Source organism: Luteimonas sp. gir (assembly GCF_037198055.1).
GTDB lineage: Bacteria > Pseudomonadota > Gammaproteobacteria > Xanthomonadales > Xanthomonadaceae > Luteimonas > Luteimonas citri_A.
Genome location: NZ_JBBAXQ010000016.1, coordinates 20,979 through 46,227, shown reverse-complemented (window position 1 = coordinate 46,227; position 25,249 = coordinate 20,979). Strand labels below are relative to the sequence as shown.

The 25,249-nt window shown below is 69.1% G+C and carries 22 protein-coding genes and 1 riboswitch; of the genes, 13 read left to right on the top strand and 9 right to left on the bottom strand.

The features are described 5' to 3' along the window. The first annotated feature begins 15 nt into the window (after positions 1-15). The gene (locus WAF18_RS16335) at positions 16-516 is read left to right on the top strand and encodes a DUF6496 domain-containing protein (protein ID WP_337246044.1); all 501 of its coding nucleotides are present in this window, start codon (positions 16-18) and stop codon (positions 514-516) included. 138 nt (positions 517-654) lie between these two features. Here WAF18_RS16335 and WAF18_RS16330 read toward each other — a convergent pair whose 3' ends face one another. Then, the gene (locus tag WAF18_RS16330; RefSeq protein WP_183425798.1) at positions 655-918 is read right to left on the bottom strand and encodes a hypothetical protein; all 264 of its coding nucleotides are present in this window, start codon (positions 916-918) and stop codon (positions 655-657) included. Between the two features lie 316 nt (positions 919-1,234). On the opposite strand from WAF18_RS16330, the gene WAF18_RS16325 reads away from it, so the two are divergent. The 7 genes from WAF18_RS16325 (at position 1,235) to WAF18_RS16295 (ending at position 10,075) form a co-directional block, all read left to right on the top strand. Next, positions 1,235-4,084 (top strand): EAL domain-containing protein, encoded by a 2,850-nt coding sequence (locus WAF18_RS16325; RefSeq protein WP_337246043.1) that lies wholly within the window; start codon positions 1,235-1,237, stop codon positions 4,082-4,084. A gap of 143 nt (positions 4,085-4,227) precedes the next feature. Continuing rightward, positions 4,228-6,621 (top strand): catalase, encoded by a 2,394-nt coding sequence (locus WAF18_RS16320; protein WP_337246042.1) that lies wholly within the window; start codon positions 4,228-4,230, stop codon positions 6,619-6,621. 99 nt (positions 6,622-6,720) lie between these two features. Then, complete coding sequence (locus tag WAF18_RS16315) at positions 6,721-7,734, top strand: acyl-CoA dehydrogenase (RefSeq protein WP_337246041.1); 1,014 nt, start codon at positions 6,721-6,723, stop codon at positions 7,732-7,734. Next, positions 7,722-8,495 (top strand): PIG-L family deacetylase, encoded by a 774-nt coding sequence (locus WAF18_RS16310; protein WP_337246040.1) that lies wholly within the window; start codon positions 7,722-7,724, stop codon positions 8,493-8,495. The genes WAF18_RS16315 and WAF18_RS16310 overlap by 13 nt, the downstream gene beginning before the upstream one ends. After that, the gene (locus WAF18_RS16305; protein WP_337246039.1) at positions 8,492-9,097 is read left to right on the top strand and encodes a class I SAM-dependent methyltransferase; all 606 of its coding nucleotides are present in this window, start codon (positions 8,492-8,494) and stop codon (positions 9,095-9,097) included. The genes WAF18_RS16310 and WAF18_RS16305 overlap by 4 nt, the downstream gene beginning before the upstream one ends. After that, the gene (locus WAF18_RS16300; protein WP_337246038.1) at positions 9,094-9,819 is read left to right on the top strand and encodes a glycosyltransferase; all 726 of its coding nucleotides are present in this window, start codon (positions 9,094-9,096) and stop codon (positions 9,817-9,819) included. Before WAF18_RS16305 ends, WAF18_RS16300 begins: the two co-directional genes overlap by 4 nt. Next, positions 9,809-10,075 carry a hypothetical protein gene (locus WAF18_RS16295; RefSeq protein WP_337246037.1) on the top strand — a complete coding sequence of 89 codons (267 nt, stop codon included), beginning with the start codon at positions 9,809-9,811 and terminating at the stop codon, positions 10,073-10,075. Before WAF18_RS16300 ends, WAF18_RS16295 begins: the two co-directional genes overlap by 11 nt. A gap of 111 nt (positions 10,076-10,186) precedes the next feature. On the opposite strand, the gene gcvP is transcribed toward WAF18_RS16295, so the two are convergent. Then, positions 10,187-13,066: an aminomethyl-transferring glycine dehydrogenase gene (gcvP, locus tag WAF18_RS16290; protein ID WP_337246036.1), complete on the bottom strand. Its 2,880-nt coding sequence runs from the start codon at positions 13,064-13,066 to the stop codon at positions 10,187-10,189. A gap of 93 nt (positions 13,067-13,159) precedes the next feature. After that, positions 13,160-13,255, bottom strand: a riboswitch (glycine riboswitch). 189 nt (positions 13,256-13,444) lie between these two features. On the opposite strand from gcvP, the gene WAF18_RS16285 reads away from it, so the two are divergent. Then, positions 13,445-13,774, top strand: a complete 330-nt coding sequence (locus tag WAF18_RS16285; protein WP_337246035.1) for a hypothetical protein — start codon at positions 13,445-13,447, stop codon at positions 13,772-13,774. On the opposite strand, the gene WAF18_RS16280 is transcribed toward WAF18_RS16285, so the two are convergent. Further along, positions 13,771-14,559 carry an OBAP family protein gene (locus WAF18_RS16280; protein WP_337246034.1) on the bottom strand — a complete coding sequence of 263 codons (789 nt, stop codon included), beginning with the start codon at positions 14,557-14,559 and terminating at the stop codon, positions 13,771-13,773. The two genes, WAF18_RS16285 and WAF18_RS16280, sit on opposite strands and share 4 nt — an antisense overlap. A 218-nt stretch (positions 14,560-14,777) precedes the next feature. On the opposite strand from WAF18_RS16280, the gene WAF18_RS16275 reads away from it, so the two are divergent. Continuing rightward, the gene (locus tag WAF18_RS16275; protein WP_337246073.1) at positions 14,778-16,040 is read left to right on the top strand and encodes a multidrug effflux MFS transporter; all 1,263 of its coding nucleotides are present in this window, start codon (positions 14,778-14,780) and stop codon (positions 16,038-16,040) included. Between the two features lie 492 nt (positions 16,041-16,532). On the opposite strand, the gene WAF18_RS16270 is transcribed toward WAF18_RS16275, so the two are convergent. From WAF18_RS16270 to WAF18_RS16245, 6 genes are all read right to left on the bottom strand, one after another. Next, a complete protein-coding gene (locus tag WAF18_RS16270) occupies positions 16,533-18,539 on the bottom strand; it encodes a M2 family metallopeptidase (RefSeq protein WP_337246033.1) in 2,007 nt (668 codons plus the stop codon). Between the two features lie 133 nt (positions 18,540-18,672). Further along, positions 18,673-19,182 (bottom strand): hypothetical protein, encoded by a 510-nt coding sequence (locus tag WAF18_RS16265; RefSeq protein ID WP_337246072.1) that lies wholly within the window; start codon positions 19,180-19,182, stop codon positions 18,673-18,675. 24 nt (positions 19,183-19,206) lie between these two features. Next, positions 19,207-19,470 (bottom strand): cell division topological specificity factor MinE, encoded by a 264-nt coding sequence (minE, locus tag WAF18_RS16260; protein ID WP_183425788.1) that lies wholly within the window; start codon positions 19,468-19,470, stop codon positions 19,207-19,209. Between the two features lie 2 nt (positions 19,471-19,472). Beyond that, positions 19,473-20,282, bottom strand: coding sequence for a septum site-determining protein MinD (gene minD, locus WAF18_RS16255; RefSeq protein ID WP_183425787.1), 810 nt, complete (start codon positions 20,280-20,282; stop codon positions 19,473-19,475). A gap of 25 nt (positions 20,283-20,307) precedes the next feature. After that, complete coding sequence (minC, locus tag WAF18_RS16250) at positions 20,308-21,102, bottom strand: septum site-determining protein MinC (protein ID WP_337246032.1); 795 nt, start codon at positions 21,100-21,102, stop codon at positions 20,308-20,310. Continuing rightward, positions 21,102-21,689, bottom strand: coding sequence for a GNAT family N-acetyltransferase (locus WAF18_RS16245; protein WP_183425785.1), 588 nt, complete (start codon positions 21,687-21,689; stop codon positions 21,102-21,104). The genes minC and WAF18_RS16245 overlap by 1 nt, the downstream gene beginning before the upstream one ends. A 176-nt stretch (positions 21,690-21,865) precedes the next feature. Between WAF18_RS16245 and WAF18_RS16240 the strand changes: the two genes are divergently transcribed. The 3 genes from WAF18_RS16240 (at position 21,866) to WAF18_RS16230 (ending at position 25,157) form a co-directional block, all read left to right on the top strand. Further along, positions 21,866-23,080, top strand: a complete 1,215-nt coding sequence (locus tag WAF18_RS16240; RefSeq protein WP_337246031.1) for a sensor histidine kinase — start codon at positions 21,866-21,868, stop codon at positions 23,078-23,080. A gap of 23 nt (positions 23,081-23,103) precedes the next feature. Next, complete coding sequence (locus WAF18_RS16235) at positions 23,104-23,745, top strand: response regulator transcription factor (RefSeq protein ID WP_337246030.1); 642 nt, start codon at positions 23,104-23,106, stop codon at positions 23,743-23,745. A gap of 242 nt (positions 23,746-23,987) precedes the next feature. Then, positions 23,988-25,157 (top strand): SRPBCC family protein, encoded by a 1,170-nt coding sequence (locus WAF18_RS16230; RefSeq protein ID WP_337246029.1) that lies wholly within the window; start codon positions 23,988-23,990, stop codon positions 25,155-25,157. The last annotated feature ends 92 nt before the right edge of the window (positions 25,158-25,249 follow it).

The window sequence follows — 25,249 nt, the reverse complement described above, 5'->3', positions numbered from 1 at the left end:
CGAAGAGAGCGTGCCATGCCGGAGAAGAAGACCACCGCCCGTGCCGCGAAAGCCAAGCGCGAGGGCAAGTCCGCCAGCACCCAGGCCGGCGAGTTCGTGCGCGAGGAGATCAAGCACGTCCGCGAGGGCAAGCATGGCGCCAAGTCCACCAAGCAGGCGATCGCGATTGGCCTGTCGAAGGCGCGGCGTGCGGGTGTTGATGCCAAGCCGGGCAAAACCGCATCCAAGGCGACCAAGAAGAAGGCCGCCCAGGACTCGGAGAAGGCTGGCACCACCAAGAAGCCGTCCGCGGCCCGCTCGCGCGGCGCCAAGCAGGCCCTCAAGACCGCAAGCAAGAAGACGCCGGCCAAGAAGATCGCGGGCAAGAAAGCGCTGTCGGCCCAGGCCAAGAAGGCAGCGACCAAGCGCACTGCAGCCGACCGCTCGGCAGCAGCGAAGAAGGCGGCCAAGACCAAGGGGGCTGCCGGTCGCAAGGCGGCCGCCGAGAAGGCCGCACGCACCCGCAAGCAGGACTGAAGGGGAGACGACTGCGCATGTCAGGCGGCCGGTCGGCCCGGCGTCGAGATCGGCGTCGCGGCGCGGCGCGGGTGCTCGTTCGTTCCCGACGCGACGGGCCGTGCGATGGGTGCACCGCACGGCTGTGCAAGAGCCGGCTCAGTCGGGCGTCGCGTCGCTGTCGCTGTCGGAGGCTTGGCGGTCGGCATCCGGCGACGCCGCTTCGACAGTGCCGTCGGCCTTGACCCGGCGGACGAATGTCGGGCCGGTGGTCAGCGCAGGATCGTTGCCCTCGGCCGATGGGTTGTTGTCGTGCGCGTAATCGGCGCCGCGGGCGGCGATCCGATCATTGACCGCGACATTGTCGGCCTGCTGTGGCTGGTCGGGATGGGCATCCGAGCCGGCATCGGGTTTGCGCGACATGGCAGCGCTCCTCAAAAAGGCGGGCTGTCATGGTGGCCGGCCGGCACGCGAGCAAGGTGTGAATCGCTTGTCCGCGGGTGTCGCAGGGCGTAGCTTTGTGTATCGAAGAGCGTGACGCAGCGCACACGGCGCCTGTGTCCATCTTCGTATTGTCAGTGGTTGCGGCACAGTGATGGTCACTGTCGTGGGATGCCGCACAGCGCGTGGCCAGGCCAGGGGAGCCGGGATGCCGAGGGAGCAGGCCATGGGGTGGGAAGGCAGGCGTCGAAGATCCGCGGCGGCCGCGCGCGCCATCGGGGTCGTCCTCGGGCTGGCCATGAGCGTCGGTCTGATCGTGCTGCTGTTGCTCGACCGGCAGACGCGCCTGCAGGCCGCTGATCGCCAGAGCCTGACGATGGCAACGGGCGTCGACCGCTTGCTGCATCTGGAACTGCGCAATATCGAGCGCGCCCTGGGCGGGATCGCGGCCGAAATCGACGACGAACCGGTGCCAGCGCTTGTACAGGAGGCAATTGCCGGGGTTGTCGCCCGCCACGCCGAACTCGCCTCGATCGTGCTCTACGACACCCAGGGGCGCGCGCTGTCGGCAGGGCCCGACGCGCCCGAGTCACCAGTCTGGAGGACGGCGACATCCGGAGCGACGGCGCTTCGCGTGGGCGCGCTGCAGCGCGGCGATGCCGGCTGGGAACTGCCGCTGGCGTTTCCCGATGGCCACGGTCGTTGGTTGGTCGCCAGGCTGCTGACCCGGGAATTCGACGCGATGACCGAAGGCTTCGATGTCGGCCGCTTCGGCAGCATCGCGATCTATACCCATGATGGCCGCGTGGTATCGCGTTTCGGCCGTGGGCCGTCCCAGGTCGGCCAACAGGTCGAACTGCCCGTCCCGGCGGCGTTGCGTGGTGCGCGCTTCAACGTCCTGCGGGTCAGCCAACTCGACCGGATCGAGCGGGCGATGGGATTCAGCCGGACCAGCGACTATCCGCTCGTGGTCAGCGGCGGGCTGAGCGTGCGCGAGGTGCTGGCGCCCTGGCGCGTCTACGTCGGGACGGCCCTGGCGCTGGTGGCGGCGTACTGGATCGCATTGGCCGTGGTCCTGGCCCGGTTGCGCGCCAACGAACGGGCCCAGGCCGGGCTGCTGGCCGAGATCGAGACCCAGACCCGCTGGTTGCGCCAGGCGCAGCTGGCCTCGCAGATCGGTGTGTGGCGGCTTGAGGCCGGCGACGACCGGGTGCGCGTGACCGATGAGATGGCGGCGCTGTTCGGCCTGGTGCCCGAAGGCGGCACCATTGCCCTCGACGCATTCTTCGCGCGCATGCACCCCGACGACCGTGCGCGAAGCTTCGAGCAGTTCAACGACCTGCGCCGCAGGCGTCAGCCCTACGAACAGGAGTACCGGGTCGTGCTGCCCGACGGGCGCATCCGCTGGCTCAAGGGCAGCGGGGCGACCGTGTCCGACGGCGGTCGCGAGGTGATGACCGGGACGGTGATCGACATCACCGAGCGGCGTGATGCGCAAATGCGGATCGAACGTGCGGAGATGCAGTTCCGTCAGCTGTTCGAGCGCAATCCGTTGCCGGCCTGGCTCTACGACGTGCGTACGCTGGACGTGCTCGCGGTCAACGAGGCGGCGATCGAGGTGTATGGCTACAGTCGCGAGACGTTCGTCGGCATGCGCGTGACCGACCTGCTCGCGCCCGAAGACCGCGACGCCGGTACCGAGGTGATCCTGCGCCGTGGTGAGGGGAGCAGTGAGCGGACCTGGACCCTGATCACCCAGGGCGGGCAGCGGATCGATGCGCGCGTGCACGCCCGCGATATCGAGATGGACGAAGGGCGCGCACGGCTGGTGCTGGCCGAGGATATCGGCGCGCGGCTGGCCTACGAGCGCGAGCTTGCGTGGCGCGCGAGCCACGACCAGGCGACCGGCATGTTGACGCTCACCTCGCTGGCCGAACAGCTCGATGCGCAGTGCGCAGTGCGCCCGTGCAGCGGATTCGCGGTCGCCTATGTGCAACTGCGCGATCTGGAGTTGATCGCGCCCACCCTGGGACGCCGGACCGGCGAGGCGGTGCTGCGCGAAGCGGCCGCCCGTTTTGCGCGGATCGCCGAGCGCTATGGGCTTGGCGGCCACGCACCGCCCGAAACCTTTGCCATTGCCGCCTTCGATCCTGCGGAGCTGCCGGCGCTGGTCGAGGATCTGGTGGCGGCCAGCCAATCGCCGGTGGAAGCCGACGGCGGCATGTTCCCGCTCGAGGCCTGGATCGGGCTGGCCGACGGGCCGTGCGACGACGGCGGCGCCGAGCACGTCATCGCGCACGCCGCGCTCGCAGCGCTGCAGGCCAGGCGCGAGCGCATCGCGGTTGTGCGCTACGACGACGCCATGGCCGCGCATGCGGCCGAGCGCCTGGCACTGGTGCGGCGCCTGCGCAAGGCCTTCGACCAGCGCCAGTTCGAGCTGTTCTATCAACCGATCCATCGCTTGCGCGACGGTGCAGTGGTGGCGTTCGAGGCATTGCTGCGCTGGCGTCAGGAGGACGGCAGCTTCGTGCCGCCGGCGCAGTTTGTGCCGTTGTGCGAGGAATCGGGTCTGATCGTGCCGATCGGCGCGTGGGTGATCGAGGAGGCGGCGCGCGCGAGCCGGCGGCTGTCGGATGCCGGAGCTGATGTGGCGATCGCGGTGAACGTCTCGGCGGTGCAGTTCGAAGCCGGATTGCCGATCGATGCGATCCGTGCCCTGCGCCAGACACAGGCGCTGCGACGGGGTGCGCTGCACCTCGAACTGACCGAGAGCGTGCTGCTGCGCGATCCCGACGCGGTCCGCGCGCAGATGGGCCGGTTGCGCGACGAGGGGGTCTGCCTGTCGATCGACGATTTCGGCACCGGCTTTTCGAGCATGGCGTACCTGCGCGAGTTGCCGCTCGATTCGCTGAAGATCGACCGCGCCTTCGTGCGTGACGTCGTCGACGATGCGCGCAGTGCGGCGATCTGTCGGGCACTGATCGACCTCGGGCACGGGCTGGGGCTTTCGATCATCGCCGAGGGCGTGGAAGACGCGGCGCAGCGCGACTGGTTGACGACTCATGGTTGCGATCAGGCGCAGGGCTACCATTTCGGACGGCCGCAGCCACTGGACGCGGCGCTCGCGCTGCTTGCTCAGGCCGAGTGACCTGAGGTATCGCAGGCCCGCGTTGCGGGTCGGCACAACTGACGTGGTCACTCGCGTTGCGTGCTGGAGTGTGCACGGCGCCCGCACATCGATCGCTCTAGCGTGCGGAGATTCGATCCCCGGCGTCCAGGAGCAGCACCCAGATGGCCAAGTCCACCAAATCCACGAAGCGGCCCGCAGCAAAGGCTGCGCAACAGGTGTCAGCGGCGCGCGCGTCCGACAGCGCGGCGTCCAAGGCGCCCGCACCGGGTGCCGGCGATCTCCAGGCCGAGCAAGCCGCCGACACCGAGGTCCTCGCTGCGCAGTTCGTCCATAACGAGAACAAGGCGTCCGAGTACGGCCGCGACCACGCGACCACGCCCCCGGTCGGACAGCAGGCGACGCCGCCATCGGATCTGCCGACCGCCAGCACCCTGGGCGAATCCAATGCCTCGGCGAAGGTCGGCACGCGTCCCGCGCCTGGCGCCAACCCTACCGTCGAGTCGCTCGATCGCGTCCGCGTCGACGCCACCGGCCGGCGGCTGACCACCAACCAGGGCGTGCCCGTCGCCAACAACCAGGACTCGCTCAAGGCGGGCCTGCGCGGCCCGGCGCTGCTGAAGGACTTCATCCTCCGCGAGAAGATCACCCACTTCGACCACGAGCGCATTCCCGAGCGCATCGTGCACGCGCGCGGCTCGGGCGCGCATGGCTATTTCGAATGCTACGACGCGGTACCGTCGCTGACCTGCGCGGCGCCGTTCCAGGAAGCGGGCAAGATCACGCCGGTGTTCGTGCGCTTTTCGACCGTGGCCGGCGAGCGGGGCTCGAAGGACACCGCGCGCGACGTGCGTGGGTTCGCGGTGAAGTTCTACACCGAAGAAGGCAACTGGGATCTGGTCGGCAACAACATCCCGGTGTTCTTCATCCAGGACGCGATGAAGTTCCCCGATCTGGTGCACGCGGTCAAGCCCGAGCCGCACCATGCGATGCCGCAGGCGGCGTCCGCGCACGACACGTACTGGGATTTCGTCTCGCTGATGCCCGAGTCCACGCACATGCTGCTGTGGCAGATGTCCGACCGGGCGATCCCGCGCAGCTACCGCATGATGCAGGGCTTCGGCGTGCACACCTTCCGCTTCGTGACCGCCGAGGGCGTGTCGTCGTTCGTGAAGTTCCACTGGACGCCGGTGCTCGGCACCCACGCGCAACTGTGGGACGAGGCGGTCAAGACCTCCGGTTGCGATCCCGACTTCCATCGCCGCGACCTGTGGGACGCGATCGAGGCAGGCGAGTATCCGGAGTGGGAACTGGCCGTGCAGGTGTTCTCCGAAGACGAAGCCGAGCGCTTCTCGTTCGACGTGCTCGACGCGACCAAGCTCGTGCCCGAGGAACTGGTGCCGCTGACCCCGCTGGGCCGTCTGGTGCTCAACCGCAATCCGGACAACTTCTTCGCCGAAACCGAGCAGGTGGCGTTCTGCACCGCGCACGTGATCCCGGGCATCGACTTCACCAACGATCCACTGCTTGCCGGCCGCATCCACTCCTACGTCGACACCCAGATCTCGCGGCTCGGCGGTCCGAACTTCCACGAATTGCCGATCAATGCGCCGATCGCGCCCGTCCACAACAACCAGCGCGACGGCATGCACCGGCAGGCGATCCATCGCGGCAAGGTCGCCTACGAGCCCAACTCGCTCGGTGGGGGCTGTCCGTTCCAGGCCGGCAAGGCCGGCTTCGTGCCGTTTCCAGAGCCTGTCGAACAGGACGAGGTGCGCGGCAAGCCCGAGCGGTTCGCCGAGCATTTCAACCAGGCGACGCTGTTCTACAACAGCCAGACTGCGATCGAGCAGGTACACATCGTCGCTGCGTTCCGTTTCGAACTGTCGAAGGTGACCGTGCCGGCGATCCGCGAGCGTGTGGTCTCGATGCTGCGCAATGTCTCCGACGATCTTGCCGAACGGGTCGCCGCGGGCCTGGGTATGCCGTTGCCCGAGCCGATGCCGCGTGTGTTGCCTGATCCGCCGGCGCCCGAGGTCGAGGTGTCACCGGCGCTGTCGATGCTGGCGCGGCCGGGCGAGGCGGGCATCCGCACGCGCAAGATCGCGATCCTGATCAATGAGGGCAGCGATGCCGACCAGGTCGCCGCGCTGCAGAAGACCTTGCTGGCCGAAGGCGCGGTCGGTCGGTTGGTCGGCCCGCGCGTGGGCGCGTTCACCGCCGCCGACGGCGCCAGCCTCGATGCCGACGCGTCGCTGGAGAACGAACCATCGGTGTTGTTCGACGGCGTCGCGATCCCGAGTGGTGAGGGCGTGCGGCAACTGACTCGCGATGGGCGTGCGGTGGAGTTCGTCAGCGACCAGTTCCGCCACTGCAAGGCGATCCTGGCCTTCGGCAATGCTGCCGACCTGCTCGAGGCGGCGGGCATTCCGCTCGATGGCGAGGACCCTGCGTTGATCGTGGCCGGCGATGCCGGCAAGGCGGCGATCGGACGCTTCGTCAAGGCGCTGGCGCAGCATCGCAACTTCGATCGTGAACGCGATCCGCCGTTGATCTGAGGTCTGCGCCGTGCACTGCGGTGCGCGGCGCTGTGACCACGGCCCGCCGGCTTCATGACGGCGGGCGGTGCTTCATCGTCCCGTCCCGGAACCGACACCATGTCCCTGTCCGCCATGTCCCCGTCGTCGTCCGCCGCGTCCGCGCGCGGCCGCATCGTGGCTGCCACGACGCCGCTTCAGGCCGATGCCCGCGCCTGGCTGGCGCAGCAGCCGGCATTGCCGCTCCCGGGCGCGGGCGCGACGCTCGAACGCTGGCGCGCATTGGCCGGGATCGCCGCCGACGATCTATGCGTGGTCAAAGTGATGGAGGCGCATTACGACGCGCTGGCGATCCTGGCCGAGCTCGATGCCGAACCGCCACCGGCGGACACGCTGTTGGCGGTGTGGGCCGCCGAGCCGCCGGATGCGCGCGTGCAATTCATTGCGCACGACGGGGCCCAGGGACGCCTGGACGGGATCAAGGCCTGGTGCTCGGGCGCCGACCTGGTCGATGCCGCGCTTGTCACCGCGCACGAAGACGGCGAGCGCGTGCTCGTGCGCGTCGCACTGCGCCAGCCCGGCGTCGAGCGCCTGCGCGGTGGCTGGCACGCGGTCGGCATGGGCCGCGTCCACAGTGGACGCGTGGCCTTCGAAGGCGCTCGCGCAACCCGGATCGGGACGCCAGGCGCTTATCTGGCGCGGCCGGGCTTCTGGCATGGCGGCGCGGGCATCGCCGCCTGCTGGTTCGGTGCGACCGTCGCGATCGCCGAACGACTGCGGACCCATCCGCGCATCGTCACCGATGCGCATGCGGCCGCGCATCTGGGCGCGATCGACCTCGCCCTGTCGGCCGCGGCCGCCGTGCTGCGCGAGACCGCGGCGCTGATCGACACGTCGCCCGACGCGCCGCATACCGCGGCGGTGATCCGCGTGCGCTCGTTGCTCGAGCGCGTAGCGACCGAGGTCATGGACCGCGTCGGCCGCGCCCTGGGGCCGGGCCCGCTGTGCGAGGACCGCGACCATGCGCGGCGTTGCGCGGACCTCACCACATTCATCCGGCAGAGCCATGCCGAACGCGATTGGACGGCGTTGGGCGAAGCGGTGGCACGTCAGGAGGCGGCTTGGACGCTGTAGCCGAATCTGCGGATCAGACCTCGCCGACGATCGTCGGCGACGGGCAGCACGAGGGCGCCTGGCGCGCGTCCGCCTGGCTGCAGGCATTGCCGCGCATCACCGCCGACGCCTGCCTAGCCGGCGTTGCCCGCCTGGTCGTGGTCTCCCCGCATCCAGACGACGAAGTGCTTGGCTGCGGCGGCCTGATGGCCGAGGCGGGCCTGCGCGGAACGCCGGTGCACGTGATCTCGGTGACCGACGGGGAAGCCTGCTACGCGGACGATCCTCGGTGGCCGCCGGCGCATACGCGGGCCGTGCGGCGCGCCGAGCTGCGGGCTGCGCTGGACGTGCTGGGCGCCGACGTGCCGGCGACGGTCGCGACACTGGATCTGGGCGACGGCCGGGTCGGCGCAGGCGAATCGGCGCTGGTCGCGCGGATCGCGGCCCAATTGCGCGCGGGCGATAGGGTGCTGACCACATGGCGGCAGGACGGCCATCCCGACCACGAAGCGACGGCGCGTGCGACCGCCGACGCCGCATGCCGGGCCGGCGTGGCGCTGCGGGAGTTTCCTGTCTGGGGGTGGCATTGGCTGGATCCGACGACCCCGTCTCCGCCATTCGCCGATGCCTACGCCGTCCGGCTGTCGGCGCAGGCCGTCGCCAGCAAGGCCCGGGCGCTGGACTGCTTCGTCTCGCAGCGCGCTGGCGGGCATGTCGCACCGATCCTACCGCCGCATGTGATCGCCCGTTTCTCGCGCGACTTCGAGGTCCTGCTGCCATGAATGCCGTCGCGTCCACCTCGCCCGACTACTTCCATGCGCTGTATGCCGACGACGATCCGTTCGGCTACCGGCATCGCTGGTACGAGGCGCGCAAACGCGCGCTGTTGTTGGCCAGCCTGCCAGCGGAGACCTACGACGCCGGTTGGGAGATCGGCTGCTCCAACGGCGAACTCACCGCCGCGCTCGCACAGCGATGCCACAGCGTGCTCGCGACCGATCTCGATCCACGCGCGGTCGACCTGGCGCGCGCGCGCACCGCGACCTGCGCCGGCGTGCGTGTCGACGCCATGCGCCATCCGCAGCAATGGCCACCGGGCGTATTCGATCTGATCGTGCTCAGCGAGGTCGGCTATTACCTCGCGCCCGACGCGCTCGCCGCATTGCTGACGCGCGTGCCGACCAGCTTGCGCGATGCGGGCGTGTTCGTCGCCTGTCATTGGCTGCATCCCTTCGCCGAGGCGCCGCAACACGGCCGCCAGGTCCATGCCGCGATCGCGCAAGCGTTCGGCGCGCCGGCGTTTCGCTATGAGGACGCCGACCTGCTGCTCGAAGGCTGGTCGGTCTCGCCGCACTCGGTCGCCCAGCGCGAGGCCTTGCGATGATCGGCGTGGTCGTGCCGGCCCACAACGAGGAAGCCTTGCTCGGCCGATGCCTGGCCTCGGTGCGCGTGGCCGCCGCCGATCCGCGGCTGGCCGGCGAGGCGGTCCACGTGGTCGTGGCGCTGGATCGCTGCAATGACCGCAGCGCGGACATTGCCGCTGCGCACGGTGCGACCGGGCTCGTGGTCTGCGGCGGCAATGTCGGCAGCGCCCGCGACGCTGGCATGCGCGCGGCGATCGCCGCTGGTGCGCGCTGGCTCGCCAGTACCGACGCCGACTCGGTGGTGCCGCCCGATTGGCTGTGGGGCCAACTGGCCTCCGGCGGTGATGCGTTCTGCGGCATGGTCGCCGTCGACGACTGGCTCGATTACGCATGCGACGTTCGCGATGCGCACGATCACTCTCACCCGCGGCGCGACGGCCATCTGCACGTCCATGGTGCGAACCTCGGACTGTCCGCCGAGGCCTATCACCGTTGCGGCGGATTTCCGCCGATCGCTGCGCATGAGGATGTCGCGCTAGTCGACGCCTTGGTCGCCAGCGGGGCCCGGATCGCACGCTGCGCAGCGCCCGTCGTGCTCACCAGTGCACGCCGCAGCCCGCGCGCGCGACAGGGATTCGGCGACTACCTGCGTGCGCTTGAGGCGCGCGTCCAGTCGGTCGCGGCTTTTGGCAGCGGCGAATTGCGGCCGGTCGATCCGGTCCCGGTGGCGCATGGGCCCTGAACTCATCGGCTGGGCGGCCTCGGTGATTCTGCTGGCCACTCTGGCCCGGCAGATCGCCACGCAGCTGCGCGACGACAGCGCGCACGGGGTGTCGAAATGGCTGTTTCTCGGCCAGATCGCCGCCTCGACCGGCTTCGTCACCTACAGCGCTTTGGTCGGCGACTGGGTGTTCATCGTCACCAACGTCTGCATTCTGATCACCGCGATCGTCGGCCAGGTCGTGACCTGGCGCAAACGGCGGCGCGCGGCCAAATAGACCAGGTCATGTTCCGCGTCCAGATCGTGGGCGGGATGGTGGTCTTCGGTTCGGTAAAACGACGATCCCGGGCATGGGGCCCGGGATCGTGTCTGTGCAACGGGGGCGCGCTCAGGCGACGTCGGGCTCGCTGAAGGCTTCGGGGGCGTCCTCGGCGGCGCCGATCGGAATGCAGCTGCAGAACACGTTCTTGTCGCCGTGCACATTGTCCACGCGCGCGACCGGCGGCCAGTACTTGGTCTGGCGCAGACTTGCGAGCGGGAATGCCGCCAACTCACGCGGATAGGCATGCGTCCATTCGCTGGCGGTGACCTGCATCGCGGTGTGCGGTGCGTGCTTGAGCGGGTTGTCATCGCGGTCGAGGTGGCCGTCCTCGATCGCCTGGATCTCGCCGCGGATCTGGATCATCGCGTCGATGAACCGATCGAGCTCATGCAGCGATTCGCTCTCGGTCGGCTCGACCATCAGCGTGCCCGAGACCGGGAAGCTGAGCGTCGGTGCATGGAAGCCGAAGTCGATCAGGCGCTTGGCCACGTCCTCGGCGCTGATGCCGGTCGCGTCCTTGAGCGGGCGCAGGTCGAGGATGCATTCGTGCGCGACCAGGCCGTTGCGGCCGGTGTAGAGCGTGGGGAAATGCGGCGCCAGGCGCTTGGCGACGTAGTTGGCATTGAGCAGGGCGACCTGGGTGGCGCGGCGCAGGCCGTCGGCGCCCATCATCGCGATGTACATCCAACTGATCGGCAGGATCGAGGCCGAGCCGTGAGTGGCGGCCGAGACCATGCCGACCGTGCCGTTGTCGCCCAGCGTGCCCGGCAGATAGGGCGCAAGGTGCGACTTCACTGCGCACGGGCCCACGCCCGGCCCGCCGCCGCCGTGCGGGATGCAGAAGGTCTTGTGCAGGTTGAGGTGGCTCACGTCCGAGCCCCACTTGCCGGGCTTGGCCAGCCCGACGAGGGCGTTCATGTTGGCGCCGTCGGTGTACACCTGGCCGCCGTGCTGGTGGACGATGTCGCAGATCGCGACTACGTCTTCCTCGAACACGCCGTGCGTGGACGGGTAGGTGATCATGATCGCGGCCAGGCGATCGGAGTACTTCTCGGCCTTGGCGCGGATGTCGTCGATGTCGACGTTGCCGTCCTTGTCGCAGCGGGTCACCACCACGGTCATGCCGACCATCTGCGCCGACGCCGGATTGGTGCCATGCGCCGATTCGGGGATCAGGCAGATATCGCGATGGCCCTGGCCCTGCGCGCGCTGATAGGCGCGGATCGCCAGTAGGCCGGCGAATTCGCCCTGGGCGCCGGAGTTGGGCTGGAAACTGACCGCGTCGTAGCCGGTGATCTCCACCAGCATCGCTTCCAGGCCGTCGATCAACTCGGTGTAGCCGGCGGTCTGGTCGGCCGGCGCCAGCGGGTGGATGTTGGCAAACTCCGGCCAGGTGACCGGGATCATCTCGGCGGTGGCGTTGAGCTTCATCGTGCACGAGCCCAGCGGGATCATCGTGCGGTCCATCGCCAGGTCGCGGTCGGCCAATGTGCGCATGTAGCGCAGCAGCTCGTGTTCGCTGTGGTGGGTGTTGAACACCGGGTGCTGCAGGAAGCCCGAGTTGCGGCGCAGCGCCTGCGGCAGCGCGTCGGCCGTCGCGGCGTCGAGCGCGTCGATGTCTGCCTGCGCATCGAACACCGCGGCCAGCGCCACGACGTCGTCGCGGGTCGTGGTCTCGTCGAGGCTGATGCCGACCGACGCGGCGTCGATCGCGCGCAGGTTGAAGCCGGCCGCGCGCGCCTTGGCGTGCAGCACGTCGGCGTCGACGCCGGTCACGTGCAGCGTGTCGAAGAACGCGTCGCCGACCGAAACACCGGCCTGGCGTAGCGCGGCGGCCAGGATCGCGGTCAAACGGTGGGTACGGCGGGCGATGCGGGTCAGGCCTTCCGGGCCGTGGTAGACGGCATACATCGAGGCCATGACCGCCAGCAGCACCTGGGCGGTACAGATGTTGGACGTCGCCTTCTCACGGCGGATGTGCTGCTCGCGGGTCTGCAGCGTCAGCCGGTAGGCGGGGTTGCCGTCGGCATCGACCGATACGCCGATCAGGCGGCCGGGCATCGAGCGCTTGTATGCGTCGCGGCAGGCCATGTAGCCGGCATGCGGGCCGCCGAAGCCGAACGGCACGCCGAAGCGCTGCGCGCTGCCGACGACGATGTCCGCGCCCCAGGCGCCGGGCGCCTCGATCAGCGTCAGCGCCAGCAGGTCGGCCGCAACCGCGACGATACCGCCGCGTGCGTGCACCGCGTCGGCGACCGCGCGGTGGTCGTCGATGCGACCGAAGGTGTTGGGGTACTGCAGGAGCACGCCGTAGCTGGCGGACTGGGCGGCGGCGTCGGCGGGGCCGACCTCGAGCTCGATGTCCAGGCCCGCGGCGCGCGTGCGCAGTACGTCGAGCGTCTGCGGATGCACGTCGTCGGCGACGTAGAACACGTTCGACTTCGACTTGGCCGAGCGCTTGGCCAGCGTCATCGCCTCGGCCGCGGCGGTCGCCTCGTCGAGCAGCGAGGCGTTGGCGATATCCATGCCGGTCAGGTCGGCGACCATGGTCTGGAAGTTGATCAAGGCTTCCATGCGGCCCTGCGAGATCTCCGCCTGGTACGGGGTGTAGGCGGTGTACCAGGCCGGGTTCTCGAGGATGTTGCGCAGGATCACGTTCGGCGTGTGGGTGCCGTAGTAGCCCTGGCCGATGACGCTGCGCAGCACGGTGTTCTTCTTGGCGATGGCGCGGATCTTCGCCAGTGCCTCGACCTCGGTCGTCGCGGTCGGCAGCGCCAGGTCGGTGGCCGACTTGATGCTGCCCGGGACGATGGCGTCGGTCATCGCGTCGAGTGACGCATGGCCCACGACCTCGAGCATGTGGGCGATCTCGGCATCGTTCGGGCCAATATGGCGCTCGACGAAGGCCGAGGGGTGTTCGAGGTCGCGCAGGGGCGATGCGGTCATGGCGGGCATCCGGTAGGGCGGCAGGGGCGGCGGGCCGACGGATGCCGCGCCGCGCCCGGAACGGCATGCGGCGACGGAAGGCGCCGGCCTTCCTCGTGCCCCTCTGTCCTTTTGCCTGAGAGTTCGGGGGTAACGCGTCCCCATGCACCTTCGGCGCCGGATCGAACCGGTCTCTCCAGAGTTTTCCCGCCGGCAGTACGTGGGCCTGAGCGATTACGGGCGTTGCGCCTTCGGCAGCGGGGCGGACCCGCTTCTCCCACCGGTTGGTTGCAGCGCGCCGATTATACCGTGCTCCTGCGCCCGGCCGGGCGGGTCGTGACGTCGGCTGCATGACGCCGCGGCGATGCTGCGGCCCTTCTGCCGCCCGATGTTTCGACCATGTCCGCAGCGCCGACGCCGTGCACGCTTGTCCAGCTCTTCCTGCCGCTGCGCGGCGCCGACGGCCAGCCCTGGCCGCGCGCGATGCTCGATGCGGTGCGCGACGAGTTGACCGCACGCTTCGGCGGCGCCACCGCGTTCGTGCGCGCGCCGGCCGCCGGCGCCTGGGAAGACCCGGGCGGCGAAGTGCAGCGCGACGAGGTGGTGTTGGTCGAGGTCATGACCGACCGGCTCGACCGCGCCTGGTGGGCGGCCTACCGCGCCACGCTGGAGGCGCGCTTCGACCAGGACGAGGTCCTGATCCGGGCCAGCGCGGTCGAGCGGCTCTAGCGCTGCGTCCGCTCGGGGTCCGCGGCGATATCGCGGACACCCGGAATCGGAGTGGCGTCGGGGAAATGGTGCTGCAGGGTGTCGACCCCGGCCTGCGGGTGGGCGAGGGCACGGAGCTCCTCGCGCGCTTGGCGCCGCTGGGCGCTGTCGATGCCGGTCCGCCGGTCGCGGTCGGCCAGCAAGGCCGGATCGACCTCGCCGTCGCGGTTGAACGACCAGGCCAGTGCGGCAGGTCCCAGTGGCAGCGCATCGCCGGGCTCGGTGCCGTGGCGCGAATGCCAGGTATGCCAGGTCTTGCCGTAGCTGTTGATCTTCTGGCGCATCAGTGCGCGCTCGGCGACTTCCGGCAGGCCAGGGGCAAGCAACTGGCCGGACAGGATCTCGCCGTTGTGCGGATGCCAGTACGCACGCTCGTCCTCAGGCAACTGCGCGAATACCCGTTCGGAGATGATGTACTCGATGCCGGTGAGGTTGGCCTGGACGGTGTCGCCGTCGAACAGGGCGCACTGCGCGAAATCCTCATTGACCTGGCGGCAGTAGTGGTGGGCCTCCATCTGCATCGACGGGTCGTCCTTCATCGGGTGGAAGCCGACGATATGGATGTCCATGTCGCGCAGCGGCGCAGTGCCTTGCAGAGCTCGCGCACCGGCTTCGAGCGTGCGTGTGGCAGCCGTCGGCGTGGCGCCGGGCGGGGCGACCGCCGGTTCGGTAGGGGTGTTGCCAGTGCAGGCGGCGAGTCCGGCGGCGAGGACCAGCGAGGCGAAGGTGCGAGACGGAGAAGACATGGCACCACCGTGGCGCGCCGGGCGTGCACGGGCGGTGGACAGCCGGCGGTCATCCTTGTGGGGCCGTGCAACGGGCGCGCGGCACGTGTGCGGGGTGGGCATGGGCATGCAGGGAACGCTGCGTCCGGCGCGCCGGTCACGGATGCGTTGCTATGCTGCGCGGCCGCTCTTGTGACCGTCCTCCCTATGCGCGCTTGTCCATGCCGGAGCGTCCGGCGATGGCCGTGACGCCATCGCCGTCGCCCCAGGTCCCGATCCGCCTGTTGACCCTGCTGCTTGCCGGGCTGGCGATGTTCGGCCCGTTCTCGATCGACACCATCTTCCCGGCGTTTCCGGCGATTGGTGCGGACCTGGGCGCGGATGCAGCGGCGATGCAGCAGACCATCTCGGTGTATCTGGTCGCCTATGCGCTGATGAGCGTCGTGCATGGGCCGCTGTCGGACGCGCTCGGGCGGCGGCGGGTGATCCTGGGCGGGCTGGCGGTGTTCGTCGTCGCCTCGATCGGCTGCGCGCTGTCGACCAGTCTCGGCGCGTTGCTGGCGTTCCGTGCGTTGCAGGGGCTGTCGGCGGGCGTGGGTCTGATCGTCGGGCGTGCGGTGATCCGCGACGTGCTGCATGGCGACGATGCGCAGCGGCTGATGAGCCAGGTGTCGATGATCTTCGGCATTGCGCCGGCGATCGCGCCGGTGATCGGTGGCTGGCTACTGGGCTGGGGCCGCTGGCCGCTGATCTTCTGGTTCCTGGTGGCGTTCTCGCTGGTGCTGCTGGCGGTGTGTTGGCGCCGACTGCCGGAGACCCATCCGGCCGAGGCCCGTATCTCGCTGGCGCCGGCGCGGTTGTTGCGTGGCTATGCGGCGATTGCCGCCAACCGGCGGTTCCAGCGCATCGCCGCGGCCGGCGCGTTCAATTTTTCGGCGCTGTTTCTGTACATCGCCTCGACGCCGGTGTTCGTCATCGATGTGCTGCGCCTCAATGAGCGCCAGTTCGGCTGGTTCTTCATCCCGATGATCACCGGCATGATGCTCGGCGCCTGGGTGTCGGGGCGGGCGGCGGGGCGGATCAGCGGGCCGCGATTGGCGAACATCGGCTTTGCCTGCAGCGGCGTGGCGATGGTCGCCAATCTCGGCTACAACCTGCTGGTCGATCAGCCGGCCGTGCCGTGGGCGGTGCTGCCGATGATGCTCAACTCGTTCGGCATCGCGCTGGTGTTCCCGATCCTCACGCTCGCCGTGCTGGACATGTATCCGCGGCAGCGCGGCTCGGCATCGTCGCTGCAGGCCTTCGTCGGCCTGGTCCTCAACGCGGTTGCCGCGGGCGTGCTCTCGCCGTTGGTCAGCCCGCATCCACGCGCGCTGGCCATCACTTCGGCCGGCTTCATGCTGCTGGGCTGGCTGTTCTGGCGCGCCGAGCTGGCGCGTGGCGCACCGCCCTCAGGTTCCGCGCGCGAGGCCGCGCCGATGGCGCCGACCGACCCGTTGTAGCGGCCCCTCCGACTGCGGGATGGGCGTTCCACTTCGGCCAGGAAGCCGTCTGTCAGCCGGAAGCTGCTCGCCCCTCGGTCAGGCTGCTGCGCAGTCCGGGATGCGCAGCGCACGTAGCGTTCGCATGGATATGCGGCAAGCCGTGCACGACATTCATGTTCATTCTGTCTTGGTCGGGCGCGCGCCCTCCCTGGCGCGCTCGATGCGATCACCCGCCGTCAGTCCGCTGCCGTGGACGTTTGCAACCCGACTTCGGTAGATGGGGAGTCGCCCGCTGAAAGAAGTCATATGTTTTCGGCCTTAGGGCGTCGTGCTGGTCGGGGATTGCGATAGCGGGCCATGGATGGCCCGCGGCGGCGAGTCAGCCAGGGATGGCTGACCGAGCTGAGAAGCAGTCCCCGGCCGGCGCGACGCGCGCTCCGGAGAAGAGCGCCGCGATTGAGCGAGGAGAAGCAAGATTTCTCAGGCTAGGCGAACACCCACCAAGGCCGCTCAGCCCTGCACCGGGGCCGCGGCCGCGGCCGGAGCAGGGGACTGCGCGGCAGCCGGTGCGCTCCAGCCGCAACTGCGGCCTTCGTTCTGCTGCTCGAGCCAGGTCTGCAACGGCGCGAAGTACTCGAGCACCGGCGCGGCGTCCATGGTCTCGCCGCCGGTCAGTTCCTTGAGCGTCTGCTGCCAGGGCTGGCTGTTGCCCTTCTCGAGCATCGCCCAGAACTTCTCGCCGGCTGCCTTGTTGCCGTAGAAGCTGCACTCGTACAGCGGACCGGTGTGCCCCGACGCATCGCACAGCGCCTTGTAGAACTGGAACTGCAGCACGTGCGAGAGGAAGTAGCGCGTGTAGGGCGTGTTGCCCGGCACGTGGTACTTGGCGCCGGCATCGAAGAACGCCTCGCCGCGCGGCGTCGCCGGTGCCACGCCCTGGTACTGCGCCTTGAGCGACCACCACGCGGCGTTGTAGTTGTCCGGGGTGATCGAGCCGTCGAACACGCCCCAGCGCCAGCGGTCGATCATCAGCCCGAACGGCAGGAACGACACCTTCGCCAGCGCCATGCGCATCTGCGAATTGACCAGCGATTCCTGCGACTGCTGCTGCTCGCCGACCAGGCCGATCGACTGCAGATACTTGGGCGTCATCGCCAGCACGATCGTGTCGCCGATCGCCTCGTGGAAGCCGTCGTGCGCGCCGCTCTGGAACAGCGGCGGTCGGCCGTTGTAGGCGAGGTAGTAATAGACGTGGCCGAGCTCGTGGTAGATCGTCGTGAAGTCTTCCTCGTTCGGCTTGGTGCACATCTTGGTGCGCACGTCCGGCTGGCCGTCGATCTTGCCGCCCATGTCCCAGGCGCTGGCGTGGCAGACCACGTCGCGGTCGCGCGGTTTGATGAACTGCGTCTTGGCCCAGTAGCTGTCGGGCAGCTTGGGCATGCCGAGCGAGACGTAGAAGTCCTGCGCGCGCTCGTTCATGCGTTTGGCGTTGTCGGTCTGCGCGGCGTGGGCGATGTCGGCGCGACGGTCGGAATCGATCAGCGCGTTCTCCTTGACCATCCGCTCGTTGAGCAGCACCTGGTAGTTCTTCTCCAGCGCGCCGGTGATGTCGAGGTCGCCGGCGTTGGGGTAGGGCTGCAGCACGTCCCAGAGGTTGCTCCAGTCCTGCTGCCACATGTTGCCCATCAGGTGGGCGGGCAGCAGCCCGCCCTCGACCGTGCCGCGACCGGGATAGCGCGCTTCCAGCCGCCCGCGCGCGTAGCAGTGCAACTGTTCGTACAGCGGCTTGACCTGGCCCCACAGGCGATCGGTCTCGGCGGCCAGTTCGGCCGGCGGCATGTCGTAGCCCGAACGCCAGGCCTCGCCGGCATCGGCGAAGCCCAGGTCGCGCGCGCCTTCGTTGACCAGTTCGACGAAGCGCGTGTAATCGCCGCGCATCGGCTGGGCGATCGTGTGCCAGCCCTGCCAGGCGTCGAGCTGCGCGTCATAGTCGCGGCTGCTGCGCAGCACGTCCTCGAGCTGGCCGAGCTGGCGGCAACTGCGCGCCTCGCCTTCGCCGGTGCAGTACTGGCCGGCGCCGTAGGTGCCTTCCATCTTCGAGGCGATCTTGGTCAGTTCGGCCAGGTGCTCAGGATTGCGCGGCGGCGGCATCGAAGCGCCGAGCTTGAGCAGGTTGATGGCGCGGGCGGTCTCCGGCGACATCTGCTGGCCTTCGAACTTGCGCGATTGTTCGATCCAGCTGTTGAGCTGGGCGAGGTAGCGCTCGTTGTACTTGGCCGCCAGCAACTGGCTGTCGTCGTTGATGTAAGTGGCCGACAGCCACTGCGACGCGGTCAGTTCGGGCATCAGCGTGCGCATCTCGTCGTTCACACGCGCGATGAACTGGTCGGCCGTCTCGCCCTCGGGCGCCGCGGATGCGGCCGGCGTCGTGGCATCGGGCGAGGCCGAGCGGTTGCAGCCGGCGAGCGTCAGGCTCGCGGCGACCGCGAGGGCGAGCAGGGCGTGGCGATGGGTCACGGCGACATCCGGTGTACAGAAGGAACCGGGAGGCTAGTGCGCCGGTTGCAGCGCCGCAAGTGAGGGCGGACAGCCGGCGGCGGCGTCACGACGCAAACGAAGGGGCAGTCTGGCGCCGCGGCCAGTCACGTATTCAGCTGGATACGGGCGCCGGCAACAGGCTGCGCGCGATCAGCCACGCACGCGCATCTTCGGCATCGTGCTCGAACCAGGCCTGCGCCGAGCCCAGCCGGAAGGTGTAACCCCAGGCATCCATGTCGGCCATCAGGCGCGCGCTGCCCACGCCCGGCAGCGCCTGCGCGAGCACGATCTGCAGATAGCAGGTCGCGTCCTCCTCCTCGACCGAGTCGGTGGCGTCGGTGTGCACCGCCGCCCGGCGCTCGGGCGGCAGCACGATCAGATGGCAGGCCTCGTGCAACAGCGAATGCACCGGCGTGTCGTCGCGCGCATGCACGTCGCAGCCGATGATGCCGGCCTCGCTCTCGCCCCAGTAACTGCCGGGAATCGGCAGCCCCGGGGCAATGCGATGCAGCTGCAGCCCGTAGCGCCGCAACAGCGCCGTCGGCGCCTCGAAGCCGATGTCGGCCAGGCACAGCACGGGCGCGGCGACCGCATGCGGCGGCACAGTGGATGTCGCCGAAATGCCGGAGGGCGAGGGCACGTCGGCTCAGGCCGGGGTGATGCGCTCGTCGGGCAGGGCGACCGAGATGTCGAGCACGTCGTTGTCGCCGTCCTTGACCAGGTCCACCTTGACCGCATCGACATCGATGCTGACGTACTTGCGGATCACTTCGAGCAATTCGCGTTGCAGCAGCGGCAGATAGTCGGGGGCGTTTCGGCTGGTCCGCTCCTGGGCCACGATGATGCGCAGGCGGTCCTTGGCGATCGTCGCGGTGTTCTTCTTGGGCTTGAGGAAATCGAACAGGGCCATCATCAACCTCCGAACAACTTGCTGAAGAAGCCCTTCTTCTCCGTGGTGGTGAAGCGCAGCGGGCGCTCCTGTCCGAGCAGTCGCGCGACCGCATCGTCGTAGGCCTGGCCGGCGATCGACTGGGCGTCGAGGATCACCGGCTCACCCTTGTTGGACGCGTTGAGCACGTCGCCCGATTCGGGGATCACGCCGATGGTCTTGAGCCCCAGCACTTCTTCGACGTCGGCGATCGACAGCATCTCGCCGCTTTCCACGCGGACCGGGCTGTAACGGGTCAGCAGCAGGTGTTCCTGCACGCGCTCGCCCGACTCGGCGCGCCGGGTCTTGGACTGCAGCAGGCCGATGACGCGGTCGGAGTCGCGCACCGAGGAGACCTCGGGATTGACCACCACGATCGCGCGGTCGGCGAAGTACATCGCCAGGAACGCACCTTTCTCGATACCGGCCGGTGAGTCGCAGATCACGAAGTCGAAGCCGTCGTCGGCGAGTTCCTTGAGCACCCGCTCCACGCCTTCCTTGGTCAGCGCGTCCTTGTCGCGGGTCTGCGAGGCGGCGAGCACATAGAGGTTGTCGAAACGCTTGTCCTTGATCAGCGCCTGCTTGAGAGAGGCCTCGCCCTGGACGACGTTGACCAGGTCGTACACCACGCGGCGCTCGCAGCCCATGATCAGGTCGAGGTTGCGCAGGCCGACGTCGAAGTCGACGACCGCGGTGCGCTTGCCCTGCCGGGCCAGCCCGCTGGCGATGCTGGCGCTGGTGGTGGTCTTGCCGACCCCGCCCTTGCCCGATGTGACTACGATGATTTCAGCCAAAACACGTCTCCTGGGTGTGCCGCCGTCACTCGAGTGCGGCGATCTTGAGTTCTTCATGCTCCAGCCAGACCTGGACGGCCTTGCCGTGGAGCTCGCGCGGAATATCTTCCAGCACCTTGTACTGCCCCGCCACGGCCACCAGTTCGGCGTGGAAACTGCGGCAGAAGATGCGGGCATTGCGGTTGCCCTGGGCGCCGGCCAGCGCGCGGCCGCGCAGCGGACCGTAGATGTGGATCGAGCCGTCGGCGATGACCTCGGCCCCGGCGCCGACCTGCGACATCACCGTCAGGTCGCGGTTGCGGGCGTAGAGCTGCTGGCCCGAGCGCACCGCCGAGGTCTGCATCAGTCCGGGTTCGGCGGCCGCCTGGGCGGGTGCGGGGGGCGGTGGCGGGGCAGCGGCAGGAGCGGGCGCGGCACGCGCAGCCACCGGGGCGGGCGCGGGCACGGCGGCGGCGTCCGCGTTCTCGTACTGGGCGCGGAATTTCGACAGCAGCGGCAGGCCGAGCGCCTGCGCGAGCAGGGCGTTGTCGCTGCTGCCCCAGGCCAGCGCGACCGGCAGCGCGCCGGCCTCGCGCAACGCGTCGATCAGCGCCTGCGCGGTCGCCGGGTCCGGGGTCGCGGGCAGGCCGCCGAAATCGAGGATCACCGCCGCCCGCTCGAACAGCTTGGGCGCGCGGGTCACGCGGCTGCGCATCTCCTCGCCCAGCCGGGCGACGTCGAGCGTGCGGATGCGCAGATTGGCGATGCCGACCTGGCCGATCTTCAGTTCGCCGGCCGGTTCGAAATCGGTCGCCGGTGCGGGTGCGGGCTGGCCGGCCATCAGGCGGCCGCCCCTGCGCCGGCCGGCAGCTGCCGGGGCCTGAGCCATGCGGTGTCGGGCAGCCGGCCACCGTAGGTGTCGCGCACCCATGGATAGCTGCACATGTCCTTGACCAGCATCGAGGCGCGCAGGTCGGTGCCGGGCATGACGTGCTGGCCGACCTCGCGGAAGCCGAAGCCGCCATGGAACAGCCGCACCGGATCGTTGTCGTGCTCGACGAAGACCTCACAGGTCAGCAGCGGGTAGCGAACCTCGGCATAGCTCTGTACGTCGGCATAGAACGCCCGCCCGACGCCGCCGCCGCGGCGGCGGCTGGCGACCACGATGCGGTCGATGTAGAAGAATTCGGGGTAGTGCGCGCCGAACCAGGCGTAGTTGCTGCTGTCGTGGTCGCTGCCTGAACCGAAGCCGATCAGAAAGCCCACCATGGCCTCGTCGCGCTCGGCGACGCGGAAGTACTCGGCGGTGTCGTACAGGCGGCGGAGGCGGGCGGCATCCAGAGGCAGGATCGACGGGCCAGCGGCGTTGTTGAGTTCGAGGATGGAATCCAGCTCGTGCGCATGCACGTCGCGGACGACGATCGACATTCCAGACTCCATGTGAGACGACAGACACACCAATCGACCGCAGGCGGCAATTTTGGCCGCAATGCGTCGCAAGGACGGATTATTGCATGCCCGCTGCGCGCGGGCGAGGCGCGCAGCGGCGCCCGGCATGACTTCAGGCCCTGCGCGCGAGGCCCCGCGCGCGCCTACCATGGCGCATGATCCGCGCCCTGAACCACAACCGCCTGCTGCGCGTGGCCGGCCTGTTCACCTGGGCGGTGATCGGCCTGCCGTTGCTGATGCTCTCGCTGGCGCCGGCCGATCAACTGGTCGAGGGCGGGGCGCGGCTGTGGCTCGACAGCTGGCCGTCCTGGCTGGCCTGGGCGGTGTTTGGCACCAGCTACGCCTGGCTCACGCGCGGCCTGGGCGAACGCCGGATCGGCGTGCTCGACCGGCTGCTGGTGCTGGTGCTGGCCGGCAGTGCGATCGCGATCAGCTACTACAGCCAGAGCGGCCTGGGCAGCATCCTGCTGATGGTCGTCGCCTGCGTGCTGCCCTGGCTGCTGCCGCTGTGGGTCGGGGTGGCGCTGCTGGTGGCCTGCGAGTTCGTGATCGTGCCGGTCTATGTGCGCGGCTTCGACTTCACCTGGGCCGAGGCGGTGCTGCAGGCAGCGCTGTACGTGGGCTTCACCGGCTTTGCGTTCGTGACCGGCCTGGTCGCGCGGCAACAGGCGCAGGCCCGCGAGGAGCAGCGCCGGCTCAACGCAGAACTGCGCGCCACCCGTGCGCTGCTGGCCGAAAGCGTGCGCGTCAACGAGCGCACGCGCATCTCGCGCGAACTGCATGACCTGCTGGGCCACCACCTGACGGCGTTGAGTCTGAACCTGGAGATCGCCAGTCATCTGGCCAGCGGGCAGGCGCAGGAGCATGTGGGCCAGGCGCAGACGCTGGCCAAGCTGCTGCTCAGCGACGTGCGCGAGGCGGTCAGCCAGCTGCGCGACGACGATGCGATCGATATGCGCGCCACCTTGCTGCCGCTGGCCGAGAACGTGCCGAGCCTGCGGATCGACATGCAGATGCCGCAACAGTTCCTGGTCGACGACCCCGAGCGCGCGCACGTGCTGCTGCGCTGCACCCAGGAGATCATCACCAATGCCGTGCGCCATTCCGGCGCCAGCCTGCTGCGCCTGCGCTATGTGCAGGACGCCGGTGCGATCCGGCTCGATGCCCGCGACGACGGCCGCGGCGCCGATGTCGCCCGCGCCGGCAACGGCCTGACCGGCATGCGCGAACGGTTGGCCGCCTATGGCGGCACCCTGCAGGTCGAGACCGCGCCAGGCAGCGGCTTCGTACTGCGCCTGGAATTGCCGCTGGCGGATGACGCCCGCCTGCGCGATGCTGCACCCCGCACCGCCACGTCCCCGCCGCCGTGAGCCCGCATCCGTTGGGAGGCCCCATGATCCGAGTCTGCCTGGTCGACGACCAGACCCTTGTCCGCCAGGGCATCCGCTCGCTGCTCGCGCTCGACGGCGGCATCGAGGTCGTCGGCGAGGCCGCCGATGGCCGCCAGGCGGTCGACCTGATCCCCGGCCTCAAGCCCGACGTGGTGCTGATGGACATGCGCATGCCGGCGATGTCCGGGCTCGAGGCGCTGCAGTCGCTGGCGCGCGCCGACGCGCTACCGCCGACGATCATCCTGACCACCTTCGACGACGACCAACTGGTGCTGGCCGGCCTGAAGGCCGGCGCGAAGGGCTACCTGCTCAAGGACGTGTCGCTCGAGCAACTGGTCGGCGCGATCCGTACGGTCGCCGACGGCGGCTCGCTGGTGCAGCCGGCGGTGACCCAGCGTCTGCTGACCGGCCTGGAGCAGATGCGCAACGAGTTCGTCAGTCTCGACCGGCCCGACCCACTGACCGACCGCGAGACTGAGATCCTGCGGCTGATGGCCGGCGGCTTCTCCAACAAGGAGATCGCCAATTCGCTGGGCGTGGCCGAAGGCACGATCAAGAACCACGTCTCCAATATTCTGTCCAAACTCGGCGTGCGCGACCGCACCCGCGCCGTGCTCAAGGCCTTCGAGCTGCAACTGGTCTGAGCCGGGAGGACGCGGTTGGCCGGCGCGGTGGCCGGGGTAGCGAGGCCGCTCCGGCAGCCTCTGCACGACACCGGTGTCGTGCGCGGCCCCGGGCGGCGTCCCCGGCCGCTGTCGACCGCGATGCGAAGGCGCGATCGCGGCCGTCGATTCGCTCGCAACATCGCTCGCCCGCGGCAATACAATCTTGCTACGATTGCCGGTCTGTGCCGCCTCAGGCCGGAATTGGTCCTGGAGAACCCTGAATGACCCGTCTGCTCGAACTGCTGATCTCTTGCGTCATCGTCGCCGTGCTGTTCCTGGTGGTGGCCGTGCTGCTTCCGTCCAGCCGCACGTTGACCGAATCTGTCGAGACCAACCGTCGGCAGTCGATCGTGTTCGACACGATCAATAGCGTCCGTCGCTTCAAGGACTGGTCGCCGATTCCTCGCTACGATCCCGCCGTCCAGCTCAAGCTCTCCGGCCCGGATGCCGGCGTCGGCGCCCGCGTCGACTACGCCTCCGAGGACAAGCGCATCGGCCAGGGCCACTGGGAGATCACCGAATCCGATCCCGACAAGCGCGTGGTCTACGCGGTCGAGAATCCGCAGCGCGGCGACAACAAGAAGATGACCTTCACGTTGAAGCCGACCGGGCGCAACAACCGCAACATCGAGATCACCCAGACCTACAACGTCGATTACGGCTGGGATCTGCTCGGTCGCTTCGCCGGCCTGTACGTCAGCCGCAACGTCGGCGACGACATGAAGCTGGGCCTGGGCCAGATGGGCAACCTGCTGGCCGCCGTGCCCAACGTCGACTATCGGGTCGAGGGCAGCACGCTGTCGGATCTGGCGGCGGTCGACCGTCCGGCCGAGAACCTGCTGGTCGTCAGCGCCGGCGCGGTGGAGCGCAACAACCAGGTCATCCAGGATTCGATGAAGGCCAACCTGGAGTGGATCAACCGCACGATGGCGGCCAATGATCTGGAAGCCGCCGGTCCGCTGCGCGTCATCACCACCGAGCTGGGCCGCGAGACCTACACCTTCGATATCGCGATGCCGGTCCGCGCCAAGGGCACCGGCCCGGCCGCGCCTGCCGCTGCCGCCGAAGGCGACGGCGAGGGTGAGGCCGATGCACAGGTTGCCGCCGCACCGGTCGAGGCCCCGGCCACCGATGCCGCCGAGCTGTCCGACCTCGAACTGCTGGGCCCGGTGAAGTATGTGCACTTGCCGCGCGGTCGCGTTGCCAAGGCCAACTACAAGGGCTTCATGGCCGAGCTGGACAACGTCCGCAACGCCGTGCGTGCCTGGGCGCTGACCCAGGGCTACGAGGTCACCGATCGTCCGTACGAGTCCTATCGCAACGGCATCGAGGCCGCGTTCACGGAGAACGGCGAGTTCGAAGTCTTCTGGACCTTGCGCCAGCAGCCGTAAGCGGCGGTCTTCGTACCGCGACACAGGATCACGCGCACGCCGCATCCATTGGATGCGGCGTGTTGCGTTGGGAAACCGGGCATCGTCACGGT

Coding starts and splice junctions, on each gene's coding strand:
- WAF18_RS16315 (WP_337246041.1), top strand. CDS start 6,721: ATGTCCCTGTCCGCCATGTCCCCGTCGTCGTCCGCCGCGTCCGCGCGC.
- WAF18_RS16280 (WP_337246034.1), bottom strand. CDS start 14,559: ATGTCTTCTCCGTCTCGCACCTTCGCCTCGCTGGTCCTCGCCGCCGGA.
- WAF18_RS16285 (WP_337246035.1), top strand. CDS start 13,445: ATGTCCGCAGCGCCGACGCCGTGCACGCTTGTCCAGCTCTTCCTGCCG.
- WAF18_RS16275 (WP_337246073.1), top strand. CDS start 14,778: ATGGCCGTGACGCCATCGCCGTCGCCCCAGGTCCCGATCCGCCTGTTG.
- WAF18_RS16230 (WP_337246029.1), top strand. CDS start 23,988: ATGACCCGTCTGCTCGAACTGCTGATCTCTTGCGTCATCGTCGCCGTG.
- WAF18_RS16300 (WP_337246038.1), top strand. CDS start 9,094: ATGATCGGCGTGGTCGTGCCGGCCCACAACGAGGAAGCCTTGCTCGGC.
- WAF18_RS16305 (WP_337246039.1), top strand. CDS start 8,492: ATGAATGCCGTCGCGTCCACCTCGCCCGACTACTTCCATGCGCTGTAT.
- minC (WP_337246032.1), bottom strand. CDS start 21,102: ATGGCCGGCCAGCCCGCACCCGCACCGGCGACCGATTTCGAACCGGCC.
- WAF18_RS16235 (WP_337246030.1), top strand. CDS start 23,104: ATGATCCGAGTCTGCCTGGTCGACGACCAGACCCTTGTCCGCCAGGGC.
- WAF18_RS16240 (WP_337246031.1), top strand. CDS start 21,866: ATGATCCGCGCCCTGAACCACAACCGCCTGCTGCGCGTGGCCGGCCTG.
- WAF18_RS16245 (WP_183425785.1), bottom strand. CDS start 21,689: ATGTCGATCGTCGTCCGCGACGTGCATGCGCACGAGCTGGATTCCATC.
- minE (WP_183425788.1), bottom strand. CDS start 19,470: ATGGCCCTGTTCGATTTCCTCAAGCCCAAGAAGAACACCGCGACGATC.
- WAF18_RS16325 (WP_337246043.1), top strand. CDS start 1,235: ATGAGCGTCGGTCTGATCGTGCTGCTGTTGCTCGACCGGCAGACGCGC.
- gcvP (WP_337246036.1), bottom strand. CDS start 13,066: ATGACCGCATCGCCCCTGCGCGACCTCGAACACCCCTCGGCCTTCGTC.
- WAF18_RS16335 (WP_337246044.1), top strand. CDS start 16: ATGCCGGAGAAGAAGACCACCGCCCGTGCCGCGAAAGCCAAGCGCGAG.
- WAF18_RS16330 (WP_183425798.1), bottom strand. CDS start 918: ATGTCGCGCAAACCCGATGCCGGCTCGGATGCCCATCCCGACCAGCCA.
- WAF18_RS16320 (WP_337246042.1), top strand. CDS start 4,228: ATGGCCAAGTCCACCAAATCCACGAAGCGGCCCGCAGCAAAGGCTGCG.
- WAF18_RS16295 (WP_337246037.1), top strand. CDS start 9,809: ATGGGCCCTGAACTCATCGGCTGGGCGGCCTCGGTGATTCTGCTGGCC.